21 protein-coding genes are annotated in these 26556 nt (G+C 66.3%); 9 read left to right on the plus strand and 12 right to left on the minus strand.

All coding sequences use genetic code 11. The features are described 5' to 3' along the window. Positions 1-38 precede the first annotated feature (38 nt). Positions 39-575, minus strand: a complete 537-nt coding sequence (locus CVV72_RS11440) for a hypothetical protein (protein WP_219152411.1) — start codon at positions 573-575, stop codon at positions 39-41. A 639-nt stretch (positions 576-1214) separates the two neighbouring features. Then, positions 1215-1484, minus strand: a complete 270-nt coding sequence (locus CVV72_RS41955; RefSeq protein WP_370641900.1) for an SPASM domain-containing protein — start codon at positions 1482-1484, stop codon at positions 1215-1217. 506 nt (positions 1485-1990) lie between these two features. Between CVV72_RS41955 and CVV72_RS11450 the strand changes: the two genes are divergently transcribed. Continuing rightward, positions 1991-4819: an AfsR/SARP family transcriptional regulator gene (locus tag CVV72_RS11450; RefSeq protein ID WP_219152413.1), complete on the plus strand. Its 2829-nt coding sequence runs from the start codon at positions 1991-1993 to the stop codon at positions 4817-4819. Between the two features lie 84 nt (positions 4820-4903). On the opposite strand, the gene CVV72_RS11455 is transcribed toward CVV72_RS11450, so the two are convergent. From CVV72_RS11455 to CVV72_RS11465, 3 genes are all read right to left on the minus strand, one after another. Next, complete coding sequence (locus CVV72_RS11455) at positions 4904-10888, minus strand: RHS repeat-associated core domain-containing protein (RefSeq protein ID WP_219152414.1); 5985 nt, start codon at positions 10886-10888, stop codon at positions 4904-4906. Positions 10889-10912: 24 nt separating this feature from the next. Beyond that, positions 10913-14692: a LamG-like jellyroll fold domain-containing protein gene (locus CVV72_RS11460; protein WP_219152415.1), complete on the minus strand. Its 3780-nt coding sequence runs from the start codon at positions 14690-14692 to the stop codon at positions 10913-10915. A gap of 544 nt (positions 14693-15236) precedes the next feature. Beyond that, positions 15237-15662 carry a VOC family protein gene (locus CVV72_RS11465; RefSeq protein ID WP_219152416.1) on the minus strand — a complete coding sequence of 142 codons (426 nt, stop codon included), beginning with the start codon at positions 15660-15662 and terminating at the stop codon, positions 15237-15239. Between the two features lie 279 nt (positions 15663-15941). On the opposite strand from CVV72_RS11465, the gene CVV72_RS11470 reads away from it, so the two are divergent. From CVV72_RS11470 to CVV72_RS11480, 3 genes are all read left to right on the plus strand, one after another. Further along, positions 15942-16142, plus strand: coding sequence for a hypothetical protein (locus CVV72_RS11470; protein WP_219152417.1), 201 nt, complete (start codon positions 15942-15944; stop codon positions 16140-16142). Positions 16143-16147: 5 nt separating this feature from the next. Continuing rightward, positions 16148-16336, plus strand: coding sequence for a hypothetical protein (locus CVV72_RS11475; protein WP_219152418.1), 189 nt, complete (start codon positions 16148-16150; stop codon positions 16334-16336). A 148-nt stretch (positions 16337-16484) separates the two neighbouring features. Next, the gene (locus CVV72_RS11480; protein WP_219152419.1) at positions 16485-16799 is read left to right on the plus strand and encodes a hypothetical protein; all 315 of its coding nucleotides are present in this window, start codon (positions 16485-16487) and stop codon (positions 16797-16799) included. A gap of 53 nt (positions 16800-16852) precedes the next feature. Here the strand turns inward: CVV72_RS11480 and CVV72_RS11485 are convergent, their stop codons facing one another. Next, positions 16853-17656 (minus strand): trypsin-like serine protease, encoded by an 804-nt coding sequence (locus CVV72_RS11485; protein ID WP_255632633.1) that lies wholly within the window; start codon positions 17654-17656, stop codon positions 16853-16855. Between the two features lie 236 nt (positions 17657-17892). Between CVV72_RS11485 and CVV72_RS11490 the strand changes: the two genes are divergently transcribed. Next, positions 17893-18297, plus strand: a complete 405-nt coding sequence (locus tag CVV72_RS11490) for a ChaB family protein (RefSeq protein ID WP_219152421.1) — start codon at positions 17893-17895, stop codon at positions 18295-18297. A 14-nt stretch (positions 18298-18311) separates the two neighbouring features. Here the strand turns inward: CVV72_RS11490 and CVV72_RS41595 are convergent, their stop codons facing one another. The 4 genes from CVV72_RS41595 to CVV72_RS11505 all read right to left on the minus strand — a co-directional run bounded on the left by CVV72_RS41595 (position 18312) and on the right by CVV72_RS11505 (position 20929). Then, entirely contained in the window at positions 18312-18443 is a 132-nt protein-coding gene (locus CVV72_RS41595) for a hypothetical protein (RefSeq protein WP_255632634.1), read from the minus strand. A gap of 89 nt (positions 18444-18532) precedes the next feature. Then, entirely contained in the window at positions 18533-19681 is a 1149-nt protein-coding gene (locus CVV72_RS11495; RefSeq protein WP_219152422.1) for a family 43 glycosylhydrolase, read from the minus strand. Next, complete coding sequence (locus CVV72_RS11500) at positions 19678-20481, minus strand: endonuclease/exonuclease/phosphatase family protein (RefSeq protein ID WP_219152423.1); 804 nt, start codon at positions 20479-20481, stop codon at positions 19678-19680. Before CVV72_RS11500 ends, CVV72_RS11495 begins: the two co-directional genes overlap by 4 nt. Before the next feature lie 94 nt (positions 20482-20575). Further along, complete coding sequence (locus CVV72_RS11505; RefSeq protein ID WP_219152424.1) at positions 20576-20929, minus strand: VOC family protein; 354 nt, start codon at positions 20927-20929, stop codon at positions 20576-20578. Positions 20930-21045: 116 nt separating this feature from the next. Here CVV72_RS11505 and CVV72_RS11510 point away from each other — a divergent pair, with 116 nt between their 5' ends. From CVV72_RS11510 to CVV72_RS11520, 3 genes are read left to right on the plus strand one after another with little or no spacing between them, the layout of a single operon-like run. Then, entirely contained in the window at positions 21046-21414 is a 369-nt protein-coding gene (locus tag CVV72_RS11510; RefSeq protein WP_219152425.1) for a hypothetical protein, read from the plus strand. 55 nt (positions 21415-21469) lie between these two features. Beyond that, positions 21470-22141 (plus strand): thioredoxin domain-containing protein, encoded by a 672-nt coding sequence (locus tag CVV72_RS11515; protein WP_219152426.1) that lies wholly within the window; start codon positions 21470-21472, stop codon positions 22139-22141. Continuing rightward, the gene (locus CVV72_RS11520; RefSeq protein WP_219152427.1) at positions 22138-22704 is read left to right on the plus strand and encodes a vitamin K epoxide reductase family protein; all 567 of its coding nucleotides are present in this window, start codon (positions 22138-22140) and stop codon (positions 22702-22704) included. The genes CVV72_RS11515 and CVV72_RS11520 overlap by 4 nt, the downstream gene beginning before the upstream one ends. On the opposite strand, the gene CVV72_RS11525 is transcribed toward CVV72_RS11520, so the two are convergent. Together CVV72_RS11525 and CVV72_RS11530 are read right to left on the minus strand one after the other, a co-directional pair. After that, complete coding sequence (locus CVV72_RS11525; protein WP_219153908.1) at positions 22683-23915, minus strand: MFS transporter; 1233 nt, start codon at positions 23913-23915, stop codon at positions 22683-22685. The two genes, CVV72_RS11520 and CVV72_RS11525, sit on opposite strands and share 22 nt — an antisense overlap. Continuing rightward, on the minus strand, positions 23912-24961 hold the full coding sequence (locus tag CVV72_RS11530) for a PLP-dependent cysteine synthase family protein (RefSeq protein WP_219152428.1): 1050 nt from the start codon (positions 24959-24961) through the stop codon (positions 23912-23914). The genes CVV72_RS11525 and CVV72_RS11530 overlap by 4 nt, the downstream gene beginning before the upstream one ends. Positions 24962-25503: 542 nt before the next feature. Here CVV72_RS11530 and CVV72_RS11535 point away from each other — a divergent pair. Beyond that, positions 25504-26550: a C40 family peptidase gene (locus CVV72_RS11535; RefSeq protein WP_219152429.1), complete on the plus strand. Its 1047-nt coding sequence runs from the start codon at positions 25504-25506 to the stop codon at positions 26548-26550. The last annotated feature ends 6 nt before the right edge of the window (positions 26551-26556 follow it).

Genomic DNA, 26556 nt, shown 5'->3' on the forward strand with positions numbered 1-26556 from the left:
ATGCCCTTGCGACATCGGGGTGTTTTGCTCGCATCGCCTCAGCGACCTTGCTCGCGCAGGCCCTCGTACTGTTGCTCGGCTAGAGCCAACGCGAGATCAGCCTGACTGAGTTCGTACTCACCATTGCGAATTCGAGCCTGGAGTACCTGTACTTGTGGCGCATCCGCCTCCTGCACAGCCAACTCGCCAAGATCACGAAGCTGGTCGTACGCAGCCTGAAGTTGCTCGTCCACGTGTGCCGACAGGACCCGAAGACTGCTGACTTTATCTGCTGACCAGCGAACCCGGGACTCGACGTCCAACCTAGCGGCTCCCACCGCCCATGCACGTAACTCGGCTTGGTCTAGGTCGGCCGGCAATCCTGAGGCAAGCCCGCCTGTCACGGCGGGCATGTCAATGGGTATGTGCGTAAGCAGTGCGACAGGGTTGGTATCGAGCGCGTAGGCGAGTGCCATGAGGTCGTCAACTGTGGCGTTGCGCTCCCGAGTCTCCAGTTGGCGGATGTCTTCGGCCGAGAGCCGATGCCCGTGTTTCGCCACAACGTAAGACAGCTCATCGCGGCTCAGCTCGCGCATCTGTCTGTAGTGGCAGATGGCGTCTGACACAGCGAGCGAAGTAGCGGAGGTTGACGACATGGATGGATCGTAGACGAGTGCGAAGCACAGCATCAGGAAGCCCAGTCTGACCCAATGACGGCTCCAGCCGACTGCCTAGGCCATGGGCCTATCGACCAACAATTACCTTCCAGCTCATTGTCTCCACGTATCAACGTAACAGTGTTTCAACGGGGGGCGACACCGGCGCTATTGACGTCTCAGCGAGCACTAAGTCGCGTCGAACATCAGGTCCATAAAGCCCACGCTGCCTCCTAGCTGGTCTTGTTCTTCGCTGCAAACCAGCCCGGATCACGTACAGCTCCGGGTCCGCACCGTGCCAGACCCAGCCACGAAAGCAGCGACGCACAGTCGACGGATTCGACGCTGGGGACCATCTGGGGACCACACGTCATGCACGACCAGGAACAATCCGACACCTTCTGACACGCCTGATCGCCATACACACGCGCCCTGAGCTGCGACAACGCCTAACCCCCAGTCCTGGGGGTCAAGGGGTCGCAGGTTCGAATCCTGTCAGCCCGACGGACGAAGCGGGTTTCCGCAGCTCACCAGCTGCGGAAACCCGCTTTCTCATGTGGTCAGAGGTGTCGTTCCGGTTCAGCATCCGTGGTTTACCCGGAAATCATGACAGGGCCCCCAGGGCCCGCTTGCGCTGCCGCGGCGGTGGAATGCCCGGTCCAGGCCAGCCAAGGTCTCGCGAGCCGAACTGCTCGCGACTACCTCCGCCAGCCCGACATCTCGAACGTTACCGATCGGCAGCCATCGCCTGAACACACACGGCCAGACCTCACCATTCGGGGAGATCGCAGCCACGCCGTCCCCGCAGCGTCCGCACAAGTGCTCCACACTCTCCCGCTGATCACGCACACCCGGCCCACCTGGCGAACCCTGTCGTACCCGACCGCCGGCACACCCGGATCGACCAGTTCGGCCTGGGCGTGCCCCGCGCGCTGACCGCCGCCGAGGTCGATCACCCCCGCCCGCACCCCGGGATCCCGCGCCGGACAGCCTCGACGCCTCGTGATCTCCGCATGCTGGGCGGAATCATCGGAGTGATAGCTCGTCGCCAGCGACACACCTGGCCAGCCGAAAACCTCCCAGAGCCCATCGGTGATGTGCACAAGGTTCGTGTAGACCTCGACCATCAGATCAATGGACATGTTCGGACGGCTCCGACAGACCCTGGACGGGAATCAACCGCGCCCGCATCGCCCCGGGGCCCTGCCCTGTTCACACTTCCATGACGTACCCCGCCAGCACCGATTCCGGGCCCTATCCTTCCAAAGGACGATGGCCACGACAGCTCGCGCCCCGGTAACGTCCAGGTCACTTGCAGAAGATCGGCGGAGATCACGCCATCTCGACGGTGCTTCTTGGGGGAATTCGTGAGTTTTCGATTCGGGTTGCTCGGTGCGCTGGAAGTGCAGCGCGACACCGAGCCGATTCTGATCAAAGCGGGAAAACACCGAGTGCTGCTGGCGTCACTGCTCATCGACGCCGGGCAGATGGTTTCCACGCCGGTATTGCTGGACCGGCTCTGGGGTGGGCATCCCCCCGCCGGAGCACGCAATACGCTGCAGAACTACGTACTGCGGCTCCGTCGAAGTCTCGGTGAAGCCGCCCTGATCGTCACCAGCTCACAAGGTTACGCGATCGAAGTCGAACGACAGGCAATCGATCTGTTCCGGTTCGGCGCACTCACTGACAATGCCCGGAAGAGCGTCGCGAAAGGCGAGCTCAGGCAGGCTTCCGATCTCCTGGATGAAGCGCTGGGCCTATGGCGGGGCGAAGCGCTGTCAGACGTCCCATCCGACCTTCTGCACACCGAATTCACGCCTGGACTCGCCGAACGCAGGCTCGCCGCAGTCGAGTTGCGGCTGGATCTGGACCTCCTGCTGGGCAGACAGCGAGAAGCGCTGACCGAACTGCACGCACTGACTACGACCTACCCCTTGCGGGAGCGCTTCTGGTCACAACGGATCCTGGCACTGTATCGAACAGGTCGGCAAAGTGAGGCATTGGACGCCTACCGGACCGTAAGCCGAATCCTTTCGGACGAGCTGGGTGTCGACCCTGGCCACGAGTTGCGAGAGCTCCACGCTAAGATACTGGCCTCTGATCCATCGCTGAACCACTCCGCGTCCATTGAGAATGAACCTGTCACGCAGAGCCGGCGCGAAGAATCGAGCGGTGTTGAGAATGCTGACCGACAAGATCCCGTGGTAGTCAGTCATCACGGGTTACCCGCCGACCTCGCGGACTTCACCGGCAGGCGCACTGAGACGTCCCACGTCATGGACATCGCTTCAACGAAGCGGAATCACAACGCGCCCGTCGTCATCGCGATAGACGGGATGGCGGGCGTCGGCAAGACAGCGTTCGCAGTACACGTCGCGCATTTGCTGACCGAACGATATCCGGACGCGCAGTTCTATCTTGACCTGCACGGACACACTCCCGGGCAACAGCCGATGGATACGTCTCACGCCCTCTACGCGTTGCTTCGCGCCGCGGGCATTCCGACCGGAACGATGCCCGAGACGGTCGAGACACGCGCCGCGCTCTGGCGCAACGCGCTGGCCCGGCGGCGAGTGATCGTGCTGCTGGACAACGTGGCGGACAACGTCCATATCGCACCGTTGCTGCCTGCCGGACCGGACTGCGCGGTGATGATCACCAGCCGTCATCGGCTGCTCGGCATCGACGGCGTACATCATCTCACTATCGACCCTCTTCCGCCTGAGGACGGTGGATTGCTACTGACCCGGATCGCGGCCGGCCGCGGTGCCGACGCCGATCAGGCGGTGATCGCCGAGATCGTGCGCTTGTGTGGCGCACTGCCACTCGCCATCCGGCTCGCCGGCGCCCGTCTGTCGCGTTCCTGGCCGCTGACACGGCTGCGAAACCGGCTGCGCGGTGAACGCACCATAATGCCGCGCCTGCGGGCGGGCGATCGCAGCATCGCCGCGGCATTCGGCGTCTCGTATCACCGTCTTCCCCCGGTCTCCCGGCAAGCCTTCCACCTGCTGAGCCTGCACCTGGGCCCGGATCTGGACCGGTTCGAAGCCGCCGCGATCCTCGCTACCTCACCCGACGAAGCCGATGAGCAGTTGGATCTTTTGACCGACACCAGCCTTCTCCAAGCCGATGTGGCAGGCCGGTACCGATTCCACGATCTGCTGCGCTCGTACGCCCGTGAACGAGGCCTCGCACTCGAACCACGACCGTTGCGCAGACAGGCCCAATCGAGAGTCTTGGAGTACTACCTGCGCACCATGGCGGCCGCACATCGGCGGTTCTTCCCACATAGCCGGGTTGACGCCGGCCAGCTGGGCGTGCCGAAGGGATTCGTCCGCACCTTCGACGGGTTCACGGAGTTCGCGGACTGGTGCCACGTCGACCACGACAGCCTCAGCCTGACGCTCCACCATGACTCCCGCGCGGCCGAGACGCCGGAGGCCCGGGTTTCCATCGCCGATTGGGAACAGTTGTACCGCCCCGGGACCACTGGTCGGCCACCGACCGGGCAAAGCGAGCGAGCCGCCGACGACGCACTGGCCGCCGAAGCGCGGGTCCTGCACGGTATGGGCACACTGCAGTACTGGCTCGGACAGTACAAGCAAGGTGAGAACACCCTCCGCGAAGCGCTGGCGCTGTGCCGGGACCTAGGTGATCGTCGGCGTGAGGGCGCGATCCTGCAGAGCTTGGGTGATGTGGCCATCGCGGCTGGCAGGTCCGGCGACGCGGTCAGCCGCTACCGTGCGTCGTGCGAGTCCCGGCGTGCGCTCGGCGACGCCTGGGGTGAGGCGGTCGCACTGAACAGCCTGGGAGGCGCGCACCGGATGTCGGGTGACCATGAGGCGGCACTGGACTTCTGCACCGCGGCGTTGCGACTTCATCGTGAGTCCGGCTCACGGTGGGGCGAAGGCGTTACGCTCCACCATCTCGGTCTGTCACATCGGTGTCTCGGAGACCGCAAAGAGTCCCTCGCCTGCCTCACCGAGGCGGTGACCGCCCTTCGTGAATGCGGCGATCAGTTCGAACTGGCCTCGGCGCTCGTCGCACTGGGATGTGCCGCTCAGGACAACGACAACCCGATCGATGCCGCAGATCTCTGGGAAGAAGCCCTTCAGATGCTCGAATTGCTCGCCGATCCGACAGCGGACACCGTACGCGGCTACCTCGCGGAACTGTCAGCTTGAAAAACCCGAGGGCCCCTTTCCTTGCGGTAATCACAAGGAAAGGGGCCTTGCCTCCGAGACGCCGACCATCGTCAGGACCAGTGGCTACCTCACCTGAGGATAGCCGTTCACCCAGCGCTGATACCGGTCAGGAGCCACCAGGTCCGATGCGGCGCCGCTTCGCCACCTGGCCGTGGCGACGAACTTCGGGCGCTCACCCGGCCGGTACTGAATCCCCTCGAAGTTGGGATACGGAGTTCCCTTCATCGAGACCTTCGTGTCGTCGTTCGTGACATCGACACTCAATGTGCCCTTCGTGTAGCAGCAGTGCGGGATAACACTGTTGATACCCTTGAAGTCGATCTTCACTTTTCCCGGCGCTTCCTCTTGCACCTTGAAATGGTTGGCCAACCCGGTGTAGAAGTACGAACCCCATAGTCCCACGTTGATCGACGGGTTGATCGGACGGGCCGGAATCTCCCCACCGATGGACAACTTGGAGTGGGCCACGGTGAAACTGACTTCGCCTGCTTCCCAATCGATGACGATCCGCATTCGGAAGGGTTCGTCCGGCTTCAGAGAGTAGCCTCTCTTGTCTCCGACAAGAAGACCCATCAGGGCGAGCTCTTCGGGAATAAAGGCACGGAAGATCTGAATCCCTTTACCCTTGACCGGAGTGATCCGCTTGATGACGTATGCGTCCAGCTTGTGTTTCTTCTTCGTTGCGGCCTGGGCGTTGGCCACGACACCGTGGATGACCTCGGGTTCGGGTTCTTTGCAGGAGGCGGGATCGTAATAACAATCCTCCCAGATCATACCGGAGGCGTCGTTGAACGTCGCCGGGTTGTTGTTGCTGTAGGCGAACCCGTTGAGTTGCTGCGGGTTAGCCGGCTCGGCGAGCGGGTCGACCGAGAGGAAGCGACCGGTCGACGGGTCGTAGTCGCGCACCCCGAGCTTGGTCAGGCCGGTGGTGTCGTTCCTGGTTCCGCCGACGAAGCCGCTGCTCCGCGGGAAGGTCACCGGGTCTTGCCGGCGCGGCTCGCCGAACTGGTCGAGCAGGCGACGGCTCGGTACCAGAGTGCCGCTGTCGATCAGTGCGAGTGGGGTGCCCTGCTGGTCATGTACCTGATACGCCACCTTGTCCTCGGTGCGGACGGCGATGTCGCTGGTGCCGTCGCTGTAGAACCGGACAGCCGACTTGGTCCCGTTCACGGTGTCGACGCGTAGTTCTCCGCCGGCGAGGAACAGGGTCGTGGTGCCCGCTTCCCGGACGATCAACGGTTTGCCGTCCGCGTCGTAGATCGTGGTAGAGGTCTTGCCCTCGGTGGTCACCGTGGTGAGCCTGTCTTCCTCGTTCCACGCCAGGGATTGCGGTTTGCCGTCCGGGCCCGGACGGTGGTTGGTGACGCCGTTCCGCTCGTATCCGAAACCATCCTCCTTGGCCGTACCATCCGGCAGCGCCGTGACGATCTTACTGACCGCGTGCGGTTTGCCCGCGTCGTACTCATACGTCCGGAGCGTGTCCTTGGCTCCGCCGAGACCGTGTTCGCGTTCGGTCCGGCGGTTGCCGACCCGGTCGTAGGTGTAGCTCGTCCAGTACGCCCCCGGCCCGCCGACGTTGCTGCCCGCCGCCGCGCAGTCCTCCTTGGTGGAAGTCCAGGCATCGAGGTTGCGGCGCAGGTGGTCGTAGGTGAAGCACTGGACGTCCAACCCGTCTTCACGGCTGTTGTTGGACACCTTCGTGACGTTGCCGGACGGGTCGTAGCCCAGCTTGGCGTCGTTGGCCAGCACCGCCCCCGCGCGTTCCCGCTCCGTCAAGACCTGGGCGACACGGCGGGTGCCGGGCTCGTAGTAGCGGGTCTGCCACAGGTGATTGTGGGTCCCGCCCTGGTGGATCTGGGACTGCTCGCCGTACTTGGTATAGATCAGGTCGGAGATGTAGTCCTTGCCTGCGCCCTTGAGCGTGCGCAGCAGACCCAAGCCGTCATAGCCGTATACCAGGGTTTCTTCCGGCAGGTCTCCGATCTGGGGCAGCACGGTGGAAGCCGGACTGCCGTCCGCTCGGTACGCCTGCCCAGTCACATACGTACCCGCCACGCCGGTTTCCGATGCCGGGATCCGGACCTCGGTGCGGGCCGGACGGTATTCGGCGTCGTAGTCGGTGATTGCGTAGACGTATTGCTCGGCTCCGACGAATCGGGTCGACGACGCCAGTTGCCCCAACGCCCCCGGCTGGTCGTAGGCCCATTTGGTGATCAGTGGCCCGCTCTCCGATCCCGTCCGTTCCTCGATCTTCCGGCCGATCGCGTCGTACCGATAGAAGAGCTTGTTGCCCCGGGCGTCGGTCTTGCTTCGCAGCTGACCAGCCGGGTCGTAGTCCATTGTGGAGATACCGCGGTCGGGATCGTTCGTCTCTACCTTCTGACCAAGCAGGTTGTACCTGCTGGACAGCTTGTTGCCCAGCGCATCGGTTGTCGACTCCTGCTCGCCGGTCTCGGTGTACGTGTACTTCGTCGAATCGAACTCGCCGACCGGTTCACGCCCCTTGAATTGCCGTAACTCGGTCGTCTTGCCCCGGACGTCCACGTAGGTCGACTTCGTGGTGTCACCGAGTGGTGGGATCACGTCGGTGTGGTCGCCCCAGTGCCGGGTGAGTGTCTCGTGTTTGGGCTGGTTGTGGCTGACGAACGTCGACTTGGTTTCGCGCTCCGCCCCGTCGTGTTCGATCACCGTCTGACCAGGCACCTCGTTGTCGGCCGCCTTGACCAGACCCGACTCCGGCTCGCCGGTGGAGAAGTACGGCGAGTTCTTGCGTACCGCGAGACCACGGCTGTCGTACTGCTCGTCGGTGACGATCCGGCCGCCGCCCCACGCCTGCTTCTGTGTCTGGCGGGCGCGGAGGAACCCGTCGAACAGGTCAAATGACCGAATGTGGCTGCCGGACGCGGTCAGTGTCTCCGTTTCCACCGAGCTGGCCTTGTCGCGATTGAGCGAGTAGCGGTAAATCAGGTTTCCACTGTCGCCCGCGTCCTTTGAACGACCCGGCTTCCACACCTCGGCGAGCCTGCCGAACGCGTCATAGGCCAGTTCGGTCCTTCTACCGTTCATGTCGACGGTCAGCTCCGGCTGGCCCCACGACAGATTATTGGTGGTCTTCACCTGATGCCCGAGTGGGTTGGTGACTACGACGTGCCGGGCCAAGCCGGTCTCCGGCTCGAACCTGGTGGTCGTCTTGCGGTTGAGCGGGTCGAACACATCGAGCTCGCGACCGTACACGTCGAAGGTGGCCTTCTTCTCCTCGATGTAGTTCGGAGTAGTGCCCGCGTAGGACTGGACCTTCTCGATCAGGACGGGCAACGCCCGGCCGGGCTCCCTGCTGTCGAACGTCGTCTTGACGTCGTTCACGGCGTCCCTCGGGTAGGACGGGGTGGTGCCGCAGCCGACCCGGACCTCCTCGACGCGGCTTTCCGCGTCGAGGACCCACGCCGCCGTGTTTTGCGCATAGGTCGTCTTGGAGCAGCGGTCATCCGCCGGAATGGCGACGTCACCCTCGTCCCAGACCTCGATCGGCATGCCGTAGTCGTCATACTTGGTCCGCACGACCGACTCCCGCTTGCCGTTCACTGCGGGCAACGCGGTCCTGGTGACCTTGCGCTCCTCACGGGCCATGAACGACACCCTGGTGCTGTCGAAGTTGACCGCGCTGTGCCTGCGCATCGGCTCGGTGATCTCACTGGAGACCTCGGGGCCGTTCAGTCCGTTGTAGACGATCTTCTCCCGTTGAAAACCGTTGAAGCCGGGCAGGTCCTCGACCTTGGCGCCGCTCGAGTCGATGATCCGCGCGTCCTTCTTGCCGCCCTGGCGATTGAGCCGATCACCGTGCATTCCCCGGTAGTACTGGTAGCGGATCGCCGTCCGCTTGACCACCGGGTCGTTCGGATTGCCCTTGCTGACGAGCACCTTCTCGTAGCCGCGCCATTGTGACCAGTCGCGGAACGAGTCCTTGACCAGCCGATTGTCGTGGTACGCCCATGCGCCAGGACCTTCGTAGTCGTAGTTCACGACCTCAGTCGGCGCGCTGCCGACCTGATCGGTCTGCACCGTCTGGCGCACGACGTACTTGTGGAACCAGTCGGTTCTCTCCTCCGAGCCCTCTGGGCGCCACCGGACCGGATAGCACCTGTTGCCGTTGCTCTCCGGTGCCGGCAGCGCGTTCACGTCACAGTCGGTCTTCAGCCAGTTGACTTGAAGCACGCCACCAGTCTCGTTGCGGATGGCGTAGAGCCGGATCTTGTTGACCGGTGGCAGACCGTCGTTCGGGGCATTGACCCGGTTGGGGCGGGCGACGCCGACGAAGGACATCGGCGGGCTGCTGACCGGTGTACCGACCATTCCGGTGTGCTGCACCTCCTGCAGCCACAGCTGGGCGCTGGTGCCGTCACCGGGGTTGGGGTACGACGGGGTGAGTGTCCACGAGTCGACCGGGGTGTACTTGACGCCGTCCCAGATCTCCGTGGTCACCTTCGCCAGGCGCTTGGCCGAGAAGAACGTCGGTGATTGCTTGTCCTTGCAGGTGCCGCTGTCGCACTGCTGGTCCCACGGCACGTCGGGCCAGCTCTCCTTGTCGCGTTTACCGCAGTCCCGGCCGGGGACACACCGGTCCGCGCTGTCCAGGATGACCCGGGCCGGGGCCGGGGCCTTGACCTTCTCGTTCGTTCCGTACTCGATCCTCTTGAGCACGCCTCCTCGGGTGTATCTGGCGGCCTCCTTGCCGCGGAGGAACCCGTAAGAGTTCTCTTCCTTTTCGTAGAAGTAGTGGATCGTGTTGCCGTGCCGGTCGACGACCTTGTCCAGATTCCACTGCCAAGCCTGATCGCACCGGAAATCCTTGATGGCCGGATCGTGGCACGGTTCGCCCGCGTCGTTGCCGATCACCGGGACGACCCACGTCGACTGAGTCTCATCCTTGCCGCGTGACCCGAAGAAGTACTGGGTTCCGTCGGTCGAAGTGACCTTCCAATGCTCACCGTCGTTGTCACCGTTGTTCGCACCGGTCAACCGCTCGACTCGTGAGCCGTCGTCGTTACCGGCCTTCCAGGTCTTCTTGCCTGGGTCATAGACGAGCTCACCGGAGATGCTGCCGCTGACAATAGAGACGTAGTCATCACCGGCCCAGCATTGGTCGCCGGTTCGTTTGGCGGCAACGGTGGTGTCGTCCGTGCACAGGCGGTACGAGCGGGTGATCTGCCCGGGCCACAGATCCCAGCCCTCGCCGATCCACGACGGCTGGGTGTTGGTGCTCGCAGTCCTGCCGTCGACCGAACCGGCCGAATAGGACAGTTCCAGCTCCGGCTGGAGTTTGCCCGGCACTGGCGGCGTGCGCATCGGGTGACTCCAGCTGAAACTGCCGGTGTTGGTGCCGACCTGCCAGGTGGCGGAGGGGGCCAGCTTGCCGGCCTTGTAGTCCCCGCCCACCCCGTCCGCGTCCGCGGCCAGCGCGAAGACCGAGCCCTCGCCGTTGACTTCGACCTCGGCGGTGACCTGCTTGGCATGGTGGTCGTTGCGGCTGGGCACCGGCGTCATGATCTGGCATTCCGGCTTGGCCGGGGTCACCGCCGCACACGGCGGTAACGCGAACAACTTGAGGCGAGACGCCCAATCTCCACCGATCGCGCCGCTGAAACTCGTGTAGTCGAGCTGCAGTGTGGTCTTGCTCTTGGCCGTTCGGGCCCTGTCATCGGCGCGGACGTCGACGACCACGCCGGTAATCCCGGCTGTCGCCGAGATGTTCCGGTCGTGCACCGTGACGGTGACGCCACCGGCCGCTCGATCGGACGACGTCGCCTTCGCTACCCGGTCCCCCGGCTTCGGCCACGAGACCGGTGCCGTCGGCGCCTCCGTGGTCACCACGGGTTCTTGCGGTTGCCAGGGCGCGAACGGCACGTTGGTGACCGAAGTGGACCTGTCTTGGTGGATGGGAGACGGAGCCGCCCCTGGTTGGGCGAGTACCTCGGGAACCGGGACGACGAGGGTGGCCACCAAGACGGCCACCGTCGCTTTCACCGCCCAGCCCGGTCTGTGTGGTTTCACATTTCCTCCAGTTTCCAAGGGAAATCAGGGGTTGCGAAGCAGGTAGCCGAGCGTCCGGTCGATCCGCTGCCCTTCGCAGCGGGGATGGGTCGAGACGAATCGCTCGCCGGAGTCGGTCGTGGCGCAGCGCAACAGCGCGATCGACCCCGGAACGGCTGTCGTCCACACTCGACCGATATGCTGGACCTTCGTCTTGCCCTCGCAGGCGCTGTCGGTCGAGGTGAATTCGTCCGTCCCGGCCAGGCAGGAGAACACATCCGTGGTACCGGGCCGGTCGGCGAGACTGAGCCAGCCGAGTGTGGCCTCCGGCCGGTAGGTCGCGGGGACAAGTGCGGTCGTGGCCCAGTGGTCGCCGGGGTGATCCGGCTGCACGTAACGCACCAACGGCGCGAAAGCACGGACATAGCCGAGCCGGGCTTCCCTGGTTTCACCTTCGCAGTCCTCGAGCACCGAGTCGAAGTGCTCACCACCTCGGTCCAGGCAGCGGTACAGCGCTGTGACCGGCTCACCCGCCGGGGCGGTGGTGTAGATCGGGCCGAGTACGCCCAGTCTGCGTTTTCCTTCACAGGCCGGGTCGGGTGAGGTGAACGCGTCCGCGCCGTTCATGCACGAGTACAGCATCACGGTGTCAGGGGCGCCCGCCGGAGCGAAAGTACCGAGGGTGGCTTCCAGGAAATGCCCGGTCGGCCGGAGAGTGCTGCTGCTGATGTGGTCGCCGTTGTGGCCGAAGTATCGGCTTAATCCGTTACGGATGAACGGCCGCTCGGCCTCGGCGGACAGGAACTCCTGACTGATCTGGTCGTCCGTGCGGGCGCCCGAGTACGCGCGAACCTCGTCGATCGCACCGTTCCAGTAGTCGACCGGGTCGCCGTTCCACATCGCCCGGCCAACCCGGAAGGGGCCGGTCGAGTTCCAACCGACATCCCCTGGGGTGCTGGCCTCCAGCACGCCGTTGACGTATAGCCGCAACTCCCGCGACGTCGCGTCGTACACCCCTGCCAGATGTGTCCACCGATCCACTTGGACCGTGCGCGCGGAGAACGCGTAGAATGCCTTGAAGTTGTCCTCGTCGCGGGGCGACATCATGAACATCCACTTGTTCGATCCGGCGTGGTACTGCAGATAGAAACCGCTCGCGCGAATGCCGTCCTGGCTGACCACGGTCCGCGACTTGCCGTCGAACGAGCCCGGCCTGACCCACGCGCTGACGGTGAAGCTGTTGTCGGTGCGCACCAGTGGCCCGGTCGTCGACATCTGTCCGTCGACGCCGTTGAGCTGCAAGGCTCCGCTGCCGACCTTGCCCGGAGCAGTGGAGTAGCCGCCGGAGAATGTTGCCTCCCGGTAGTTGCCAGAGAGGTCCACACCGAGGTCGTCCATGGCCCAGTCGGCTTCGGCCGGTGCGGGCAGGTTCGCCAGCTGGTGCACCTCGCTGCCGACCTTGACCTGATCGGCTGCGTTGTTGCGGCCGTCGATCACCATCCGGTCATGCAGCCGCACGTCGTCGATCGCGCCCGGCCAGTGGTCGGTGTACCCGTCGTTCCACTTGGCCCGGCCGATCTGGACCGGGCCTGGGAACGGCGCGGAGGCCAGATGCGGTGCACTGCCCACGAACCGGCCGTTGACATAAAGCCGGATCTCCCGCTGGGCGCCGTCGAACACGCCGATCAAATGGGTCCACGCGCCGATCACCGGTTCGGCGGCCGATACCACCATGTCGGTCGCCGGGTCCACGGTGTCCTGTTGGGTGGCGATGAACGCCCACTGCCTGGTCCGGCCGCGGTACTGCAGGTAGAACGCGCTGGCGTGGTTGCCGTCCTGCGAGACAACCGTCTTCGAGGTGTCGGTCAGTTCGTCCAGGCGCGCCCACGCGGACACCGAGAACGTCCCCTGTGTGTCCACGCCGGACTTCGGTCCCATGGACACGTGACCGTTCACGCCGTTGAACCGCAGGGCGTCGTCCACCCGGCCCGCCGTCCACGCCGCTTGGCCGGGAACGAACTCACCCTCGTGCCCACGACCGGTCGAGTCGAGCACCTTCGTGCCCGGCGGATAGCCGTCCATCCGCCAGTGCCGGATCGCCGGGGCGCCCTCCCCGACCAGGAAGTGGTACCGCTTGAACACCAAAGCCCGGTTGCCGGCCTTGTCCTTGCTCCACACCGTGAGGTCCATCGGACCGACACGTGGCGGCGTCACCGGAGCCGTGGCCTTGCCGTCGACCGCCTGGACGTAGTGCTCGGCCTCGCCGGACAGTCCGTAGGCGAACCCGACTACGTCGCTGACCCCGTTGGCATCGAAGGAGAACAGACCGGTCTTACCCGCGCCGCCGCCGAGGTCGTTCTCCGGATACACCGTCGACTTGACGACCGGCTCGCGGTCCGGCGGGGTCTGGTCGATGGTGATGTCGCAGAATTCCGACCACGGCCCCCAGTCGATCCCGTCGAAACCGCGGGCACGCCAGCCGATCTTTCCGCCATCCCCGAACTGCCCCGGTGGAATGGTCACGCTGAACCTGTTTCCTGCCAACTGATCGACGGTCTCCTGCGAACCGAGTGGCTGATGGTTGAACCGCTCGCGCCACTCGAACTGCACCCGAAGCTCACGACCTTCCTTATCGTTGGCAGTGGCGTACAGGGTCGGCGTGGACGTCGCGACATGGGGCTCGTTTGGCTCGACGCCGCAGGCGAGATCCGGTCCGACACCGAGTGCGCCGGGAGCCTCCGGTGGCGTGTTGTACTCGACGACGAGCTGGGGGTTGTTGTCGAACTTCTTCCACGCGTACTGGTTGTTCTCGTACCTGTCCTTGAGGACGACCGTGGCCGGGCCGCGTGCAACGACCGCGTCACGCACGGACGGTGCCATGTCGAACCCGATCCGGTTTTCACACCCGGACCGGCCAACCGGCCTGTCATCACTACCGAGGTGCCTCGGCCACACCGGCTGATTGTTCCAGGTCGTCTGAGGTGAAATGGGGTGGGTCTGATGCAATTCGATCCAGTGCTTCTGGCACGACGCTCCCCAAGACCCCTGGAAGTTCACCTCGGCGCCGAGAATGTGCTTGCCGAACATCGGCGAAACGTCGAACTGGAAGTACGACCGGACAGTGACCGCCTTGGGCTCCCAGTCTCCGGAGAAACCGACCCTGGCTCGCCCGTCGTTGCCGAGCCCCGCCCCGTTCCAGTACGAGACGTCCCGATGCTCGGCGAAGACCGAGGTCCAGTCCGACCGGCCGAAGTGCCAGGTGGGTCCGCCGACGTCGGCCGGGAAGGAATCCGGTCGTGCCACTGCGGGCGTCGATACCTCCGAACTCCGCAGTGTGGGCAGATTCTTCAGCGCCTGCGCGTCCCGGATGGTGAAACCCGACGAAAACCCGCCGGGATCGGCACGGACCCGCAGGTCGACTCCTGGTGAGACCTGAGGATAAGTGGCGATGTTCCCGTCGATAACCGGCTTGGGCAACACGCCGGGAAAGGTCACCGTGGCCTGCTGAGAACCGAATCGCACCAACGGCTCGCCCCCGCCGCGGGAGAACCGGATCGGAACCGCCGACGCGACCGGCTCGATCGCGCCGTCCGGCCGCACCCGCAGTGTGGTGTCGACCGATCGCCATACCGCCCCGTGCTTGACCCGCACCGGCTGGAGATGCTGTTCGTAAGTCAATGTTCCGTCGGGGGCGGCGAACGTTCGCGCGGTCTCCGTGCGCAGGTTCACGGCCTCGACCCGGTGACCCGCCGCGCGGGCCAATGCGACCGCCGATCGTTCGTCCGGCATCTCGGCCGATCCGACCGCCACAACCGGCCGCGCCACGACAAGCAATCCAGCAACCACTGAAATGACCAGAACCATGCCAAGGGCACGTCTCAGCCAGCTCATCTTGATTCCCCCTCGCCCCGACACCATGGTCCGTCGAATACCGTCACCAAAGCCGGTCACGCGCCGGTATCGGTGTGGTCACTCGGTCGGGCCACGTTCAAGGCAGTGGGCATGGTCGTGGTCACGTCCGGTGGGACTTGCTGGCCGTCGTGACCTTCGAACGAGGAACAACGCTGACGAGCACAGCGTTCAGAATCCCGATACTGGGGGGCAAGGGGTCGCAGGTTCGAATCCTGTCAGCCCGACCGGAAGACGAAGCCGCTTGGCTTGGGTGAAGACCCAGGCCAAGCGGTTTTTTCGGCGGCCCCGGCAAAATCCTCCGGTGAGCGCCTGAGCAGCCGCTTGGGAACCACGGGTGGACTCAACCGCCTCGCCCCGCTTGCCCTGGGCGACTCGACGCCACGGGCCACGGACCGCGACCGGCGGTCAACACCCGAAACCCCGGTTCCCGCCAGACAACCCATCCCGCGACTCCGGACTACAGGTCGAATTCCCCCGGCGCGAGGCTGCGCGCCAGGCAGAACTCGTTTCCTTCCGGGTCGGCCAGTACCACCCACGACCGGCCGTCTCCCTGCCCCACATCCGTCTTGGACGCGCCGAGCGCGAGCAATCGCTCCAGTTCGGTCTGCTGGTCACTGTCGATCGGACAGATCTCGAAGTGCAGCCGGTTCTTGACGGGGGTCTTGGCCTCGGGAACACGGACGAAGACCATATTCGGCACAGCGGGCCCGTCACGCAACGCGGCCAGCCGCTGTTCGTCCGGCTCCTCCGGATCGGGTCCGATCGCGACCGTGGAGCCGTTCTTGTCCTCATAGACGACGTAACCCAGAACGCCGCACCAGAAATCCGCCAGCCGCCGCGGATCCACGCTGTCGATGGTCGCCCATTCCAACCGACTCGTCATGCACAACGCCTTTCCCTTCCGGATATCCGGTCCACTCTATTCCATGTCGCCGGCGGTTCGAGGCGCCGCGGAACGCGGTGGCACGGATAAATCCCGCCCGTCGCGTGACCCGAGAGTGCTCCGGACGCGAAGGCCGGGCCGAGGCGGCGACCGTCGCTGCCGCGAACCGATCCTCCCTATTTCGTCGGTGCGCGGGCATCGGCATCCAGGGAACCGCGAACGCTTCCCGCGAGTCCCAGTTGAAAACTGGACGTACGACCACTGCTCGGCCTCACCGTGGTGGGCACCGCCTCCGCCGAGGCGGCGGCCATCACCTGCGACACGAAGTCCAGCGGCAAGGACGGCCCCTTCTACCACGGGGAATCCGCCTCCTACGCCTACGACAACCGGTTCAGCAAGAGCCGCCCTGTCCCCGCGCTGGCGACCGACATCCCCAGGGCACGGCGACCTGGTCGAACTGAGACGGATCGACCGACCTGATCCTCGTGACCTCGTCCGAGTCGGGGCACCGCAGCGCGATCATCATCGGGATCGACGCCAAGACCGGCGAACAGGCCGGCCAGGCACTGCTCGCTTACTCCCACGTCGGCGGGATCGCCGTATTCGAGAAACAGGGCTGGGCCTTCGTGTCGGGCAAGGCGACACGGTCCGCAAGTACTCGCTGGCGAAGCTGAAGAACGCGATCATGAAGTCGCTGCCCATCGAGCAGGACGGGACCGCTCAGACCGTCTACGCCTCCTCTTTCCTGACCAGCCACGGCCCCAGCGACACGCTGTGGGCGGGCAAGTTCGAAGACACCAAGCGCGGCCGGGATCGTGGGAGGTGCCGACGAAGACGCAGGGCCTCATCGTCACCAAGGACCTGTTCGTCTACAGCACTTCGCACGGCAGGAACAACCGCAGCAACCTCTATGTGGTCCGGCGCGGCGCCGGTGACAAGGATCTGGACACGGCCAAGAAGCACTGCTTCCGCGCGCCGAGCATGTCCGAGGGGCTGACGGTCTACGGCAGCAACGTGTACCTGGCGTACGAGTCCGGCGCGCACTACTACAGCAAGGCCGCGGACAAGCCGAGGAACATCATCTCGAACCTGCACAAGGCGTCGTTGTCGTCCTTGGCGGCCCTCGCGCCCCGGTAGAGCGCCGGCTGCGGGCGAGGAAGAGTCTCGCCCGCAGCCGGAGTGCCGGTACGTCAGCGGTGTCCGTGGATGGTGCGGTGGATCCAGCCCTGGTAAGCGGGCACGCTGGTGTACAGGCCGGGGCCGTTGGCGCAGGGGACGTCGTCGTCGCCGGGCCCCGAAGTGACGCCGATCAGCTCCCACCGGCCCCACTTCCCGCGCTGGACCTGCGGTCCGCCCGAATCGCCCATGCACGCCATCGCACCGGGCTCGCGGCTGATCGTGCAGAGCCGGGTCGAGTCCGCGTAACCGGGCGAACATTCGGACACCGCCCCACGGCGGGTGTCGAGCTGCTGGAGTCGTTCCGGGAAAACCGCTTCGGAGATGTCGGCGGTGTCGACCGTGGTGCCGAAGCCCAGCAAGCGGGTCGGCGTGCCGGGACGGCCGGGACGGTCGGCGATGCGGATCGGCTGTTCGGCGACAGGGCGGTCCAGGCGCACCAGCGCGATGTCGTTCTTGTTCGGCCCACCCGGCTGATAACCGGGGTGGCGCACCCAACGGTCGATCGTGCGCACGGTGCCGCCGGAGGTCCGCCGTTCGCTGCCGATGCGCACCGTCCCTTCCGGCCGAGCCGGGTTGTTCGCCGGGTCGACACAGTGCGCCGCGGTCACCACCCACTGCGGGTGGACCAGCACGGCCCCGCAGACACCTTTGGCGTTGTTCAGCTCGGGTACGACCTCCGGGATCGAGGCCATGAACTCGTAACGCTCGGTGGAGTTCTTCCCGTTCACCACGGCACCGGCGCTGCCGGGCACCGCGAGCGCGCAGGCGGCACCTGCCAGTGCGACCGCGGCGGCACGAACCAGGTTGCGGCGCATGGAACCCACTCTCGACATACATTTCCTTCGTTCGGGTACTTCGGATCGATGGGATCCAGCATCGCGGCTCGCCTCGTCCCGGACCATCGGGGCAGCTTGCGGATTCGTCGTCTCGGCTGCTCTACGCCCTGGGGTAGGGCTCGCCCTACCACCACGTCCGTGCGAGGACCAGGTGGTTTCGGCCGGCCCGCGACCGGCTATCCGACAGCGCGATCCCGTGAGTGAGGAGGTCAACCATGCCAGGACGGGAAGACCTGCCCAGCACGCTCTTGCGCTCGCCACGCGAGGCACAGGACACCTGGGTGGCCGCGCATGATTCGGCGCTCGAAACCTACGGCCCCGGCCGCCGCGCCGCCCAGACCGCGTTCGCCGCCGTGAAGCACTCCTTCGAGAAGGTCGGTGATCATTGGGAGCCGAAGGAGCGCCCCGGGCCGTCCGACGAGCAGGCCGCGGGTGGCGCCGGGCAGCGCACCAAGAGCACCCACGGCGGCGTCGACGCGCGAGCCGGAAAGGACCATCTGTACCAGCGGGCCCGCGAACTGGGGATTCGCGGGCGTTCACGCATGTCGAAGAGCCAATTGGTCACGGCGCTCGAGAAGGCCAGCCGCCGGGAGACGGCTCGCGCCCGCCAGAGCGAGTAGGAGCAGGCCGTCCGTCACTCCCGGCCGAGGACGATCGTCGGCTCGAGTTCGAACACTGGGTCCTCCAGGGCATCGGCCTCGCCGCGTGGTTCGGGTACCGTCACCCGTTCGGTCGACGACTGAGGATCTTCGATCGCGTGTGTCATGGTTCTCAACTCCGTTCGGGTCGGGGTCGGCTGGTGGAAACCGGCAGGAGGCGATTACCCGGTCTTCCGGAGATCAATCATCCGGCGAGTCACCACTGGACGCTGAACTCGGCCGCTGCCCCACTACCGGTTTTCGCCAACCGGGCGATCCGGCTCCGCCGTTCCGGCGACGGATCCTCATGCGGAAGCAAGCTCGCGTCGGTGATGTAGTTCCACGAAGCCCACCATGAACCGTCAGGCGCCTGGAACGCGTTGAACGCCCCGGGTCCGCGCTTGTTGCCCGGCAGGTTCTTCTTGCGATACTTGTCCGGCAGGCCAGGCCGGAACCGCGGCTCGGCGTCCGGGTCCGGCTGGTAGGAGAAATACGCGCGCTGCTCGGCCATCGGGGTACACCGGTTGTCGGTCAATACGGTTCCGCAGTACGCGACGCCGGTCGCGTAGCGGTTCGCGTACCAGTTGTTCCCCGAATAGAAGAGGTACCAGTCACCGTCGATGCGGACGGCGTTGGGATTCTCGATCGTGAGGACGTCGTCGGCCGGGCTGTTGTGGTGCGTCCACTCCAGATTCGCGTTGTCGATGAGCTTCTTCGCGTTGGCTTCGGCTATCCGCCGCACGTGGCGGGGCCGGTCGAACTCCAGCTTCGCCGCCCCCAATGCGGTGACGCGGTCCTGCGTCCACGCGCCGTTGCGCAGGGTCAGCCATACCTCGCCCTGTCCCCTGCTCACGTCGGCGTCGATCGCCCACCCGCGTTCCGGGCAGAACAGCGGATCGGCGTTGGCGGCGAAGCCTCCCGTGGCCCGCAGCGAGGTGGCGTAGCCGATGCAGTGCTTCGCCTGGCCGGCGGGCTCGGGGCCGGGAAGCGCCGCGCTGTAGAAGACGTAGTAGACGACCCGGCCGTCCTCCTGATGCGCGAACAGCGCAGGTGTCCACAGTGGAGAGTCGGGTCTCGCCCAGTAGCCCGCGGGGAAGGTGACGCCGTCCCACGCGTCACCGTCGACGGCGCCGCGGCGCTGGAACGATCCGCCACTGAACTCGACCTTGGTGTACGGAAGCTTCTTGCCCGGGATGCTCGCACCGACGGCGACGTAGGTGTTCGTCTCCGGTATCCGCATCAGATCCGCCGCCGGGAACCGGAAGTCCAGCGACTCGTCGCGCGGACCGGTTTCCGCTGTCGCGGCAGGCACGCCGGTCAGCAGGCTGACGCCGCACACGATGGCGATCAGGGCACGTCGCATCATCGGGTCACCGTCACCCGAGCGCGGACGGGACGGTGGTCGCTTCCGTAGCCGGTGAGAGCGTCCACCTCGGACCCGGTCGAGTCCTTCTTCGCCCACACATGGTCGATGGACCTGGTGGCGTGGCTAGGAGCACTGGAGGAATCGGCCACGCGCCGCAGCCCCGCCATCAGGTCCGAACCCGGCTCGGCGTTGAAGTCGCCCATGACGACGGGCTCGGCCACCCGCGAAGAGAACCAGTCCGCGGTGGCGCGGACCTGCAGATTGTGCAGTTCACGGTTGAGCGCGAACCGCTGCGCGGACGGCGTCAGGTGCACGACGCCCACAACCCACTCGAAGCCCGCGCCTCCCACTCGTACCCAGTTGACGTACTTCGGCGGCACCCAGCAGCCACAGTCGCCGGGTTCCGCGGGGCCGGTACCCGGCGTGGACGGGTCCACTTTGGACGCGGGTGAGATCTCCTGCGCGCCGTGACCGGTGACGGTCAGGTTGCCGCGAACGAGGATGGCGTTGTGCTTGACCGCGCGGCGGTCCGATTCGTAGATGGCGACATACCCCGCCGCGGCCGCGGCTTCCTTCACCACCTCCTCGCGGTCGGCGACCTCCTGCAGCCCGATGACGGCGGGGCGTTCGGTCTCGATGAGACGGACGAGGTCGGCCTTGAGGCCGCCCGCGTCACCCACGTTGTAGGTGACGACCTTGATCGTGCGTTCGGTCGCCGCCTCGGCGCCGGGCACCGCGACGAGCGTGGCGAACGGCACCAGCAGTGCCAGCGCGAGGGTCTTGCGCCTCGAATGCTTCATGGGATTCCCTCCAGAGTCGTTGACGGAGGGAATCGGACCATCGTCGGCCGCCACGGGCAACGCTCCGCGCGATCCCGTCATCTTCCGGAAAGAACTACTCCGGCGAAGGGTTCTCCCAGACGAAGGTGACCTTGTTGCCCGCCGGATCCACGATCTCCGTCAGTTTGACGAAGCCGAAGTCCTGGATCGGGCCGCATTCCACGCCGCGCCCCGTGAGGTCGCCGACGGTCTCGTCGATGTCCTCGACGACGAGGACCAGGGTGCTCTTACCCGCGGTTTCCGGATCGTGGGTCACCTGGAGTCCGGCGTTCCCGGTGATCTGCCATTCCGCGACGCCTTCCATGGGCTCGGTGTCGGGCCGCCGCCCGAGCCACCGCTCGTACCAGGCGACCGCGGCGGCATGGTCGGAGACCGGCAGGACCGCGTAGACATCCTTGAAACTCGGCAAGGGGTTGTCCTTCCACTCGGATAGCCGACCACTGTAGGCCGGTTCGTCCGAGTTCGCCCCGGCTTTACAAGGTCACCTCTACCCTGCACCGCGTGACCGGCGGACGGACAGTGAGGATGACAGCACGGCTTTTCGCCGTGTTGGCCGTGCTCACCGCTGTCGCCCTCCTGCAGGGCGCCCTGTGCAGTGACGGAGCGGCGGCGGCCGGCTCGCCCTGCGCTCCCCTGTTCGCCGCCGAAGCCACTCACACCACGGCCCCGGCCGACGAATGCTCGACGGCGACGGCCCTGCTGAGCCCGGCCGACCAGCCCCTTCCGGACAACCACCTCGACGACGTCGCGGGCATCGGTGTGGCGCTCCTGGCCGTGCTCGTCCTGTTCGTCCGGCGTCATCGCCCCGGTGGGACGGGTGTACCGCCGTCCTCGCCGGCAAAACGTTCGACGACCACACCACCACTCGTCCAGCTCTGCGTTTCCCGTACCTGATCCGGCCGCCCACGCCGCTTTCAGTTGCCGGAACCGAGCCAAGGACAACACCAGAATGACCAAGAACACCAAGGTTTCCCTGACGGTCGTGGCCGTCGTCGTCGCGGTCGTGGCCGCGTTGCTGATCGTCACCAATCTGGGTGAGGACGCCCCGAGCGAGGAGGCGATCGACGCTCCCCCGGTGGTGCCCGCGTCGATCCTCGTCCGGCCGGACAGCCATCGGCTCTCCGACCCGGCGGGCAGCAAGGTGACCGTCGTGGAGTTCCTCGACCTCGAATGCGAGGCGTGCGGCGCCGCGTTTCCCGGCGTCGAACGCCTCCGCGCCGAGTACGGCGACCGCGTCACGTTCGTGCTGCGCTACTTCCCCATCCCGAGCCATCAGAACGCCGAACTCGCCGCGCGGGCCGTGGAGGCGGCGGGTAAGCAGGGCAAACTCGAACCGATGTACCGCCTGATGTTCGAGAAGCAGCCGGAGTGGGGCGATCAGCAGGTCTCCCACCGCGAGACCTTCCTCGGGTTCGCCCGTGAACTGGGCCTCGACCTGCGAGCCTTCGAAACGGCGCTGGACGACCCGGTCACGCTCGGCCGGGTGCTGGCCGACCGCACCGACGGCGCGAACATCGGCGTCGAGGGCACGCCGACGTTCTTCGTCAACGGCGTCAAGTTCTCGGGGTCACCGTCCTATCAGGGGCTCAAGGCCGTCATCGACCGGGAGCTGACCGAATGACGCCGTTCGCCGTCCGGGTGACGCCCTGGGTGCTGGTGGCCGGCGGAGCGATCGGCCTGGTGGCTTCGTTCGTGCTCACCGTCGAGAAGATCGCGCTGCTCAAGGACTTCTCCTACGTCCCGACCTGCAGTGTCAACCCGGTGCTCAGCTGCGGGTCGATCATGAAGACACCGCAGGCCGAACTGCTCGGATTCCCCAATCCGTTGCTGGGGATCGCCGGGTTCGGTGTGGTCGTGACGACCGGGGTCGCGTTGCTCGGTGGCGCGAAGCTCCCTCGCTGGTACTGGCTGGGCCTGCAAGCGGGCTCGGCCCTCGGTGTCGTCTTCGTGCACTGGCTGATGCTGCAGAGCCTGTACGTCATCGGCGCGCTGTGCCCGTACTGCATGGTCGTCTGGGCGGTCACCATCGCCGTCTTCTGGTACACGACGCTGCACAACCTCCACAAAGGACCGGAGGTGAAGGCGGCGATCCGGTACCACAGCGTGGTCCTCGTGGTCTGGTACGCCGCCATCACCGTCGCGGTTCTGCAGGCCTTCTGGGATTACTGGACGACACTCGTCTGAAGGCGGCTGCGGTCGAGACCGCGCAATCCCCAGGCACAGACGACGCCGATCACCGTCAGGGCGAGCCACGGGAACTCCGGGAAGCCCGCCCGGCGCGCGAGGTCGAAGACGGTGCCGGTGAAGAGGTTGCCGAGGAGGATGCCGACTCCGACGATCGTGTTGTAGAAGCCGTAGTGCGTGGCGACCAGCCGATCGCCGGAAAGCCGCACGACGGTGTCCATTTCGAACGGGAAGACGACGACCGTGCCGACGGCCAGCAACGCGGCGGACAGCAGCAGTCCGGCGCCGGCCGCGGCCGGTCCCGCCCGGGCGACCGTCAGCGGGGCGACGAAGGCCAAGGCCATGAACACCATCCCCACGGCCAGGCAGGTGCCGGGCGGCCACCGGTCCTTGAACCAGGCCGTGATCTTGAGCTGCCCGGCGATCGCGAGGCCGCCCGAGATCACGAACAGCCCCGCGATGAGCACGGTCGCCGACGTCTCCGAGCCGGTGATCCGGCGGGCTTCCATCGGTAGGGCGAGGTAGGTCTGGAAGGACAGCACGTACGAGCCGATCATGACCAGCGCGAAGAGCAGGAAGGACCGGTTCGCCGCGACGATCCGCCAGTCCGACCAGATCGAAGAGGTGGCCCCGTCGCTTTCGTGCGCGGGCAGCGCCCGTATCTGCACCACGGTCAGGACTCCGAAGACCGCGGCGGCGACCAGGCAGGTCAGCCGGAAGTCGACGGCCGTCAGTGCCAGCCCGACCACGGGCCCGGCGAGGATCCCGCCCTGGTAGAACACGTTGAACACGGAGAAGGCCTCCAGCCGCCGCTCCCCCGCATCCGCCGCGAGATAGGCGCGGACCGCCGGGTTGAACAGTGCCCCGGCGAACCCGGTGGCCGCGGACGCGACGATGAGCGACGGCAATGACGACGTCACGCTCAACAGCGCGAATCCCGCCGTCCGCAGCACACAGCCGGCGACGATGAGCGGTTTGTAGCCGAACCGGTCGGCCAGCGTGCCGCCGACCAGGAACATGCCCTGCTGGGAGAAGTTGCGGATCCCCAGCACCAGGCCGACCGCCCAGCCCGCCAGTCCCAGCGGGCCCGAAAGGTAGCCGGCGAGATACGGCATCAGCATGTAGAAGCTGACGTTGATGGTGAACTGGTTGACCATCAACACCTTGCTGGGCCGGTCGAAAGAGCGGAAGCGCTCGGCGAACCCGGTCACCGCGCGGGGTCCACGATCGTGCGGCACCGGGTCCAGCGCTCCACCACGCGCTCACCGGGATGCGCGATGACGTCCGGCTCCCGTGCCGGGACGACGTCGAGGAGACCGTGTCCCGCGCAGTACTCGTCGTTGTAGACGGTGTCGAAATAGCGCTGGGGGCCGTCCGGGAAGATCGCCGCGATCCGGACGTCCGGATCGCGCGTGCGGGCCAGCCAGGCGGCCACGAGGGCGACCGCGCCGACACTCCAGCCCCCTGTCGCGTACTGGGCGGCGGCGAGACGGCGGCAGGTCCACACCGCTTCGGCGGGCGCGACCCAGTGGACCTCCTCGAACGCGTCGTAGTCGACGTTGCGCGGATGGATGCTCGACCCGAGCCCGCGCATCAGCCGAGAGGTGGCCGGTTGCCCGAAGATCGTCGACCCGACGGTGTCCACGCCCACCAGGCGCAGATGCGGGAAGTACCGTCGCAGGGCGCGGAAGGTCCCGGCCGAATGCCCGCCGGTGCCGACCGAGCACACCAGTACGTCGATCCGGCCCAGTTGCGCGGCCAGTTCGTCGGCCAAGGTCGCGTACGCGGCCACGTTGTCCGGGTTGTGGTACTGGTCAGGGCACCAGGAGCCGGGCCGCTCCGCCAGCACGCGCTGGACCCTGTCCCGGCGCGCCTGCTGCCAGCCGCCCACCGGATGCGGCTCTGTGACGAGGTCGACGCGGGTGCCGTGCGCGACGAGCATCCGCCGGACGATGGGCTCCATGCCGGGGTCGGTGACCAGGGTGACCGGGTGCCCGTGGACGATCCCGGCCAGCGCGAGACCGAGCCCGAGCGTCCCGCTGGTCGACTCGACGATCAGCGCGCCGTCGGCGAGGTCGCCGCGGGCCTTGGCCGCTCCCACCATGTGCAGCGCGGGGCGGTCTTTCATACCGCCGGGGTTGAAGCCCTCCAGTTTGGCCCAGAAACCCTTACCGGAACCGGTGAGCCGTTCGTCGATCCAGAGCACGGGCGTGTTGCCGACGGCCGGCGCCGTGTACCGGGGCAGGACTGCGTTCATCGAGGATTCGTCTTTCTGTGTGCTTCGTGCGGACAGGACCTGGACGGCACAGGCAGGTCAGGTCCGCGAGACGCACAACTCGACGAGTGTCCGGGGTCCGCTTCGGACGACCGGAAGCAGCCGAATGTTCCCTTGTGCCAAAGGCGAAACGACGGGTTCCGAGCGAGCAGGGACAGCCTGGACGGGCGAAGCTTCCTCACTTCGGACCGCGACGGCGGCGAGCGAGCGCGGGTGCGCATGTCCCTCGCGCGGCGGACACGGCGAGTCATGAGAGACCGACGTGACGGCGAGGGCGTCGCCGTGCCCGTCGTCCAGGCAGCCAATGGGGACGCCTCCCGCCACGACCAGCACCAGCAAGGCCACGACGAGCCGACGAAGAGTAGCCGGGAAGACACTCACGGTTCCCACCGTAGCAAAGATCGGCTTCATCTCCCATGCTGCCTAGTACTAGCGGTTTTAGTAGGACTTCACCGGGCACTCACAACGGTCCCCGTACTACTAAGCGAGATAGTTGCCCCTGTGAGACAGGAGATTCGGCACCCGTGACCCCACACCGGCGCTCACCGCGGCACCCCCTCGTCGCCACCGCCGCCCTCATGATCCTCGGCTTCGGCACGCTCCCCGCGAGCGCGCAACCCGCGCCGGACAGCCAGGATCCGATGCGGCGCTACCAGGAACTCGGCGCCCAGGCGGCCAAGGCCGACGAGGACCTGCAGGAATCCCAGGACCGGCTGAAGACCCGCGAGAGCGAACGAGACCAGGCCACCGCCGACGTCGGCCGCGCGGACGGCGAGCTCACGCGGGCGCGGTCGGCGATCGATCGCTTCCGGCCGCAGGTCGAGGCGATCGCGCGGTCCGCGATGAGCGGCGAGCGGCTCGGCAACGCCGTCCTGCTGCTCGACAGCGGCAGCAGGCAGGAGTTCCTCGACCGCTCCTCCGCGCTGTCGGTCCTGGCGGACGAGAAGGCCAAGGCGTTGAACGGCCTGCGGGACGCGCTCGCGCAGGCACAGACCGCGCGGACGACCGCGGAGGACGCGCGGGAAACGGCCCAGCTCGCCGCGAACGACGCGGCCTTGGCGCTGGACCAGGTCCGGACCAGGAAGGCGGACCTCGACGACCAGATCGCCAAGGTGCGGCAGGCACTCGGGCAGCTGCCCGCAGGCGACAAGGCGAAACTCGGCAAGGTCCAGGACAAGGGCTCGTACCTCGGCCCTCCCGGCGCCGCGAACGACGCGCTGCAGGCGGCACTGTCCAAACGGGGCTCGCAGTACGAATGGGGCGCCACCGGACCGAGCGAATTCGACTGCTCGGGCCTGACGTCGTGGGCGTACAAGCAGGCGGGGATCTCGCTTCCGCGCACGAGCCGCCAGCAATACACCGTGGGCAAGGCCGTCCCGTTGGACGCGCTCGTCCCCGGCGACCTCGTCTTCTACGACGACGGCACCGGCAACCCGGGAGCCATCCACCACGTCGGCATGTACGTCGGCGGCGGCAAGATGGTCGACGCGCCCACGGAAGGCCAGCTGGTCGATGTCCGTTCGGTGAAGGGCGACGGGCATCTGATGGGCGCGCGGCGCATCGTCGGCTGAGCGGGA

This window comes from Amycolatopsis sp. TNS106, from assembly GCF_019330265.1.
GTDB lineage: Bacteria > Actinomycetota > Actinomycetes > Mycobacteriales > Pseudonocardiaceae > Amycolatopsis > Amycolatopsis lurida.

Coding starts and splice junctions, on each gene's coding strand:
- CVV72_RS11440 (WP_219152411.1), bottom strand. CDS start 575: ATGCGCGAGCTGAGCCGCGATGAGCTGTCTTACGTTGTGGCGAAACAC.
- CVV72_RS11465 (WP_219152416.1), bottom strand. CDS start 15,662: ATGACGAGTCGGTTGGAATGGGCGACCATCGACAGCGTGGATCCGCGG.
- CVV72_RS11485 (WP_255632633.1), bottom strand. CDS start 17,656: ATGCGCCGCAACCTGGTTCGTGCCGCCGCGGTCGCACTGGCAGGTGCC.
- CVV72_RS11490 (WP_219152421.1), top strand. CDS start 17,893: ATGCCAGGACGGGAAGACCTGCCCAGCACGCTCTTGCGCTCGCCACGC.
- CVV72_RS41595 (WP_255632634.1), bottom strand. CDS start 18,443: ATGACACACGCGATCGAAGATCCTCAGTCGTCGACCGAACGGGTGACG.
- CVV72_RS11495 (WP_219152422.1), bottom strand. CDS start 19,681: ATGATGCGACGTGCCCTGATCGCCATCGTGTGCGGCGTCAGCCTGCTG.
- CVV72_RS11500 (WP_219152423.1), bottom strand. CDS start 20,481: ATGAAGCATTCGAGGCGCAAGACCCTCGCGCTGGCACTGCTGGTGCCG.
- CVV72_RS11510 (WP_219152425.1), top strand. CDS start 21,046: ATGACAGCACGGCTTTTCGCCGTGTTGGCCGTGCTCACCGCTGTCGCC.
- CVV72_RS11515 (WP_219152426.1), top strand. CDS start 21,470: ATGACCAAGAACACCAAGGTTTCCCTGACGGTCGTGGCCGTCGTCGTC.
- CVV72_RS11520 (WP_219152427.1), top strand. CDS start 22,138: ATGACGCCGTTCGCCGTCCGGGTGACGCCCTGGGTGCTGGTGGCCGGC.
- CVV72_RS11530 (WP_219152428.1), bottom strand. CDS start 24,961: ATGAACGCAGTCCTGCCCCGGTACACGGCGCCGGCCGTCGGCAACACG.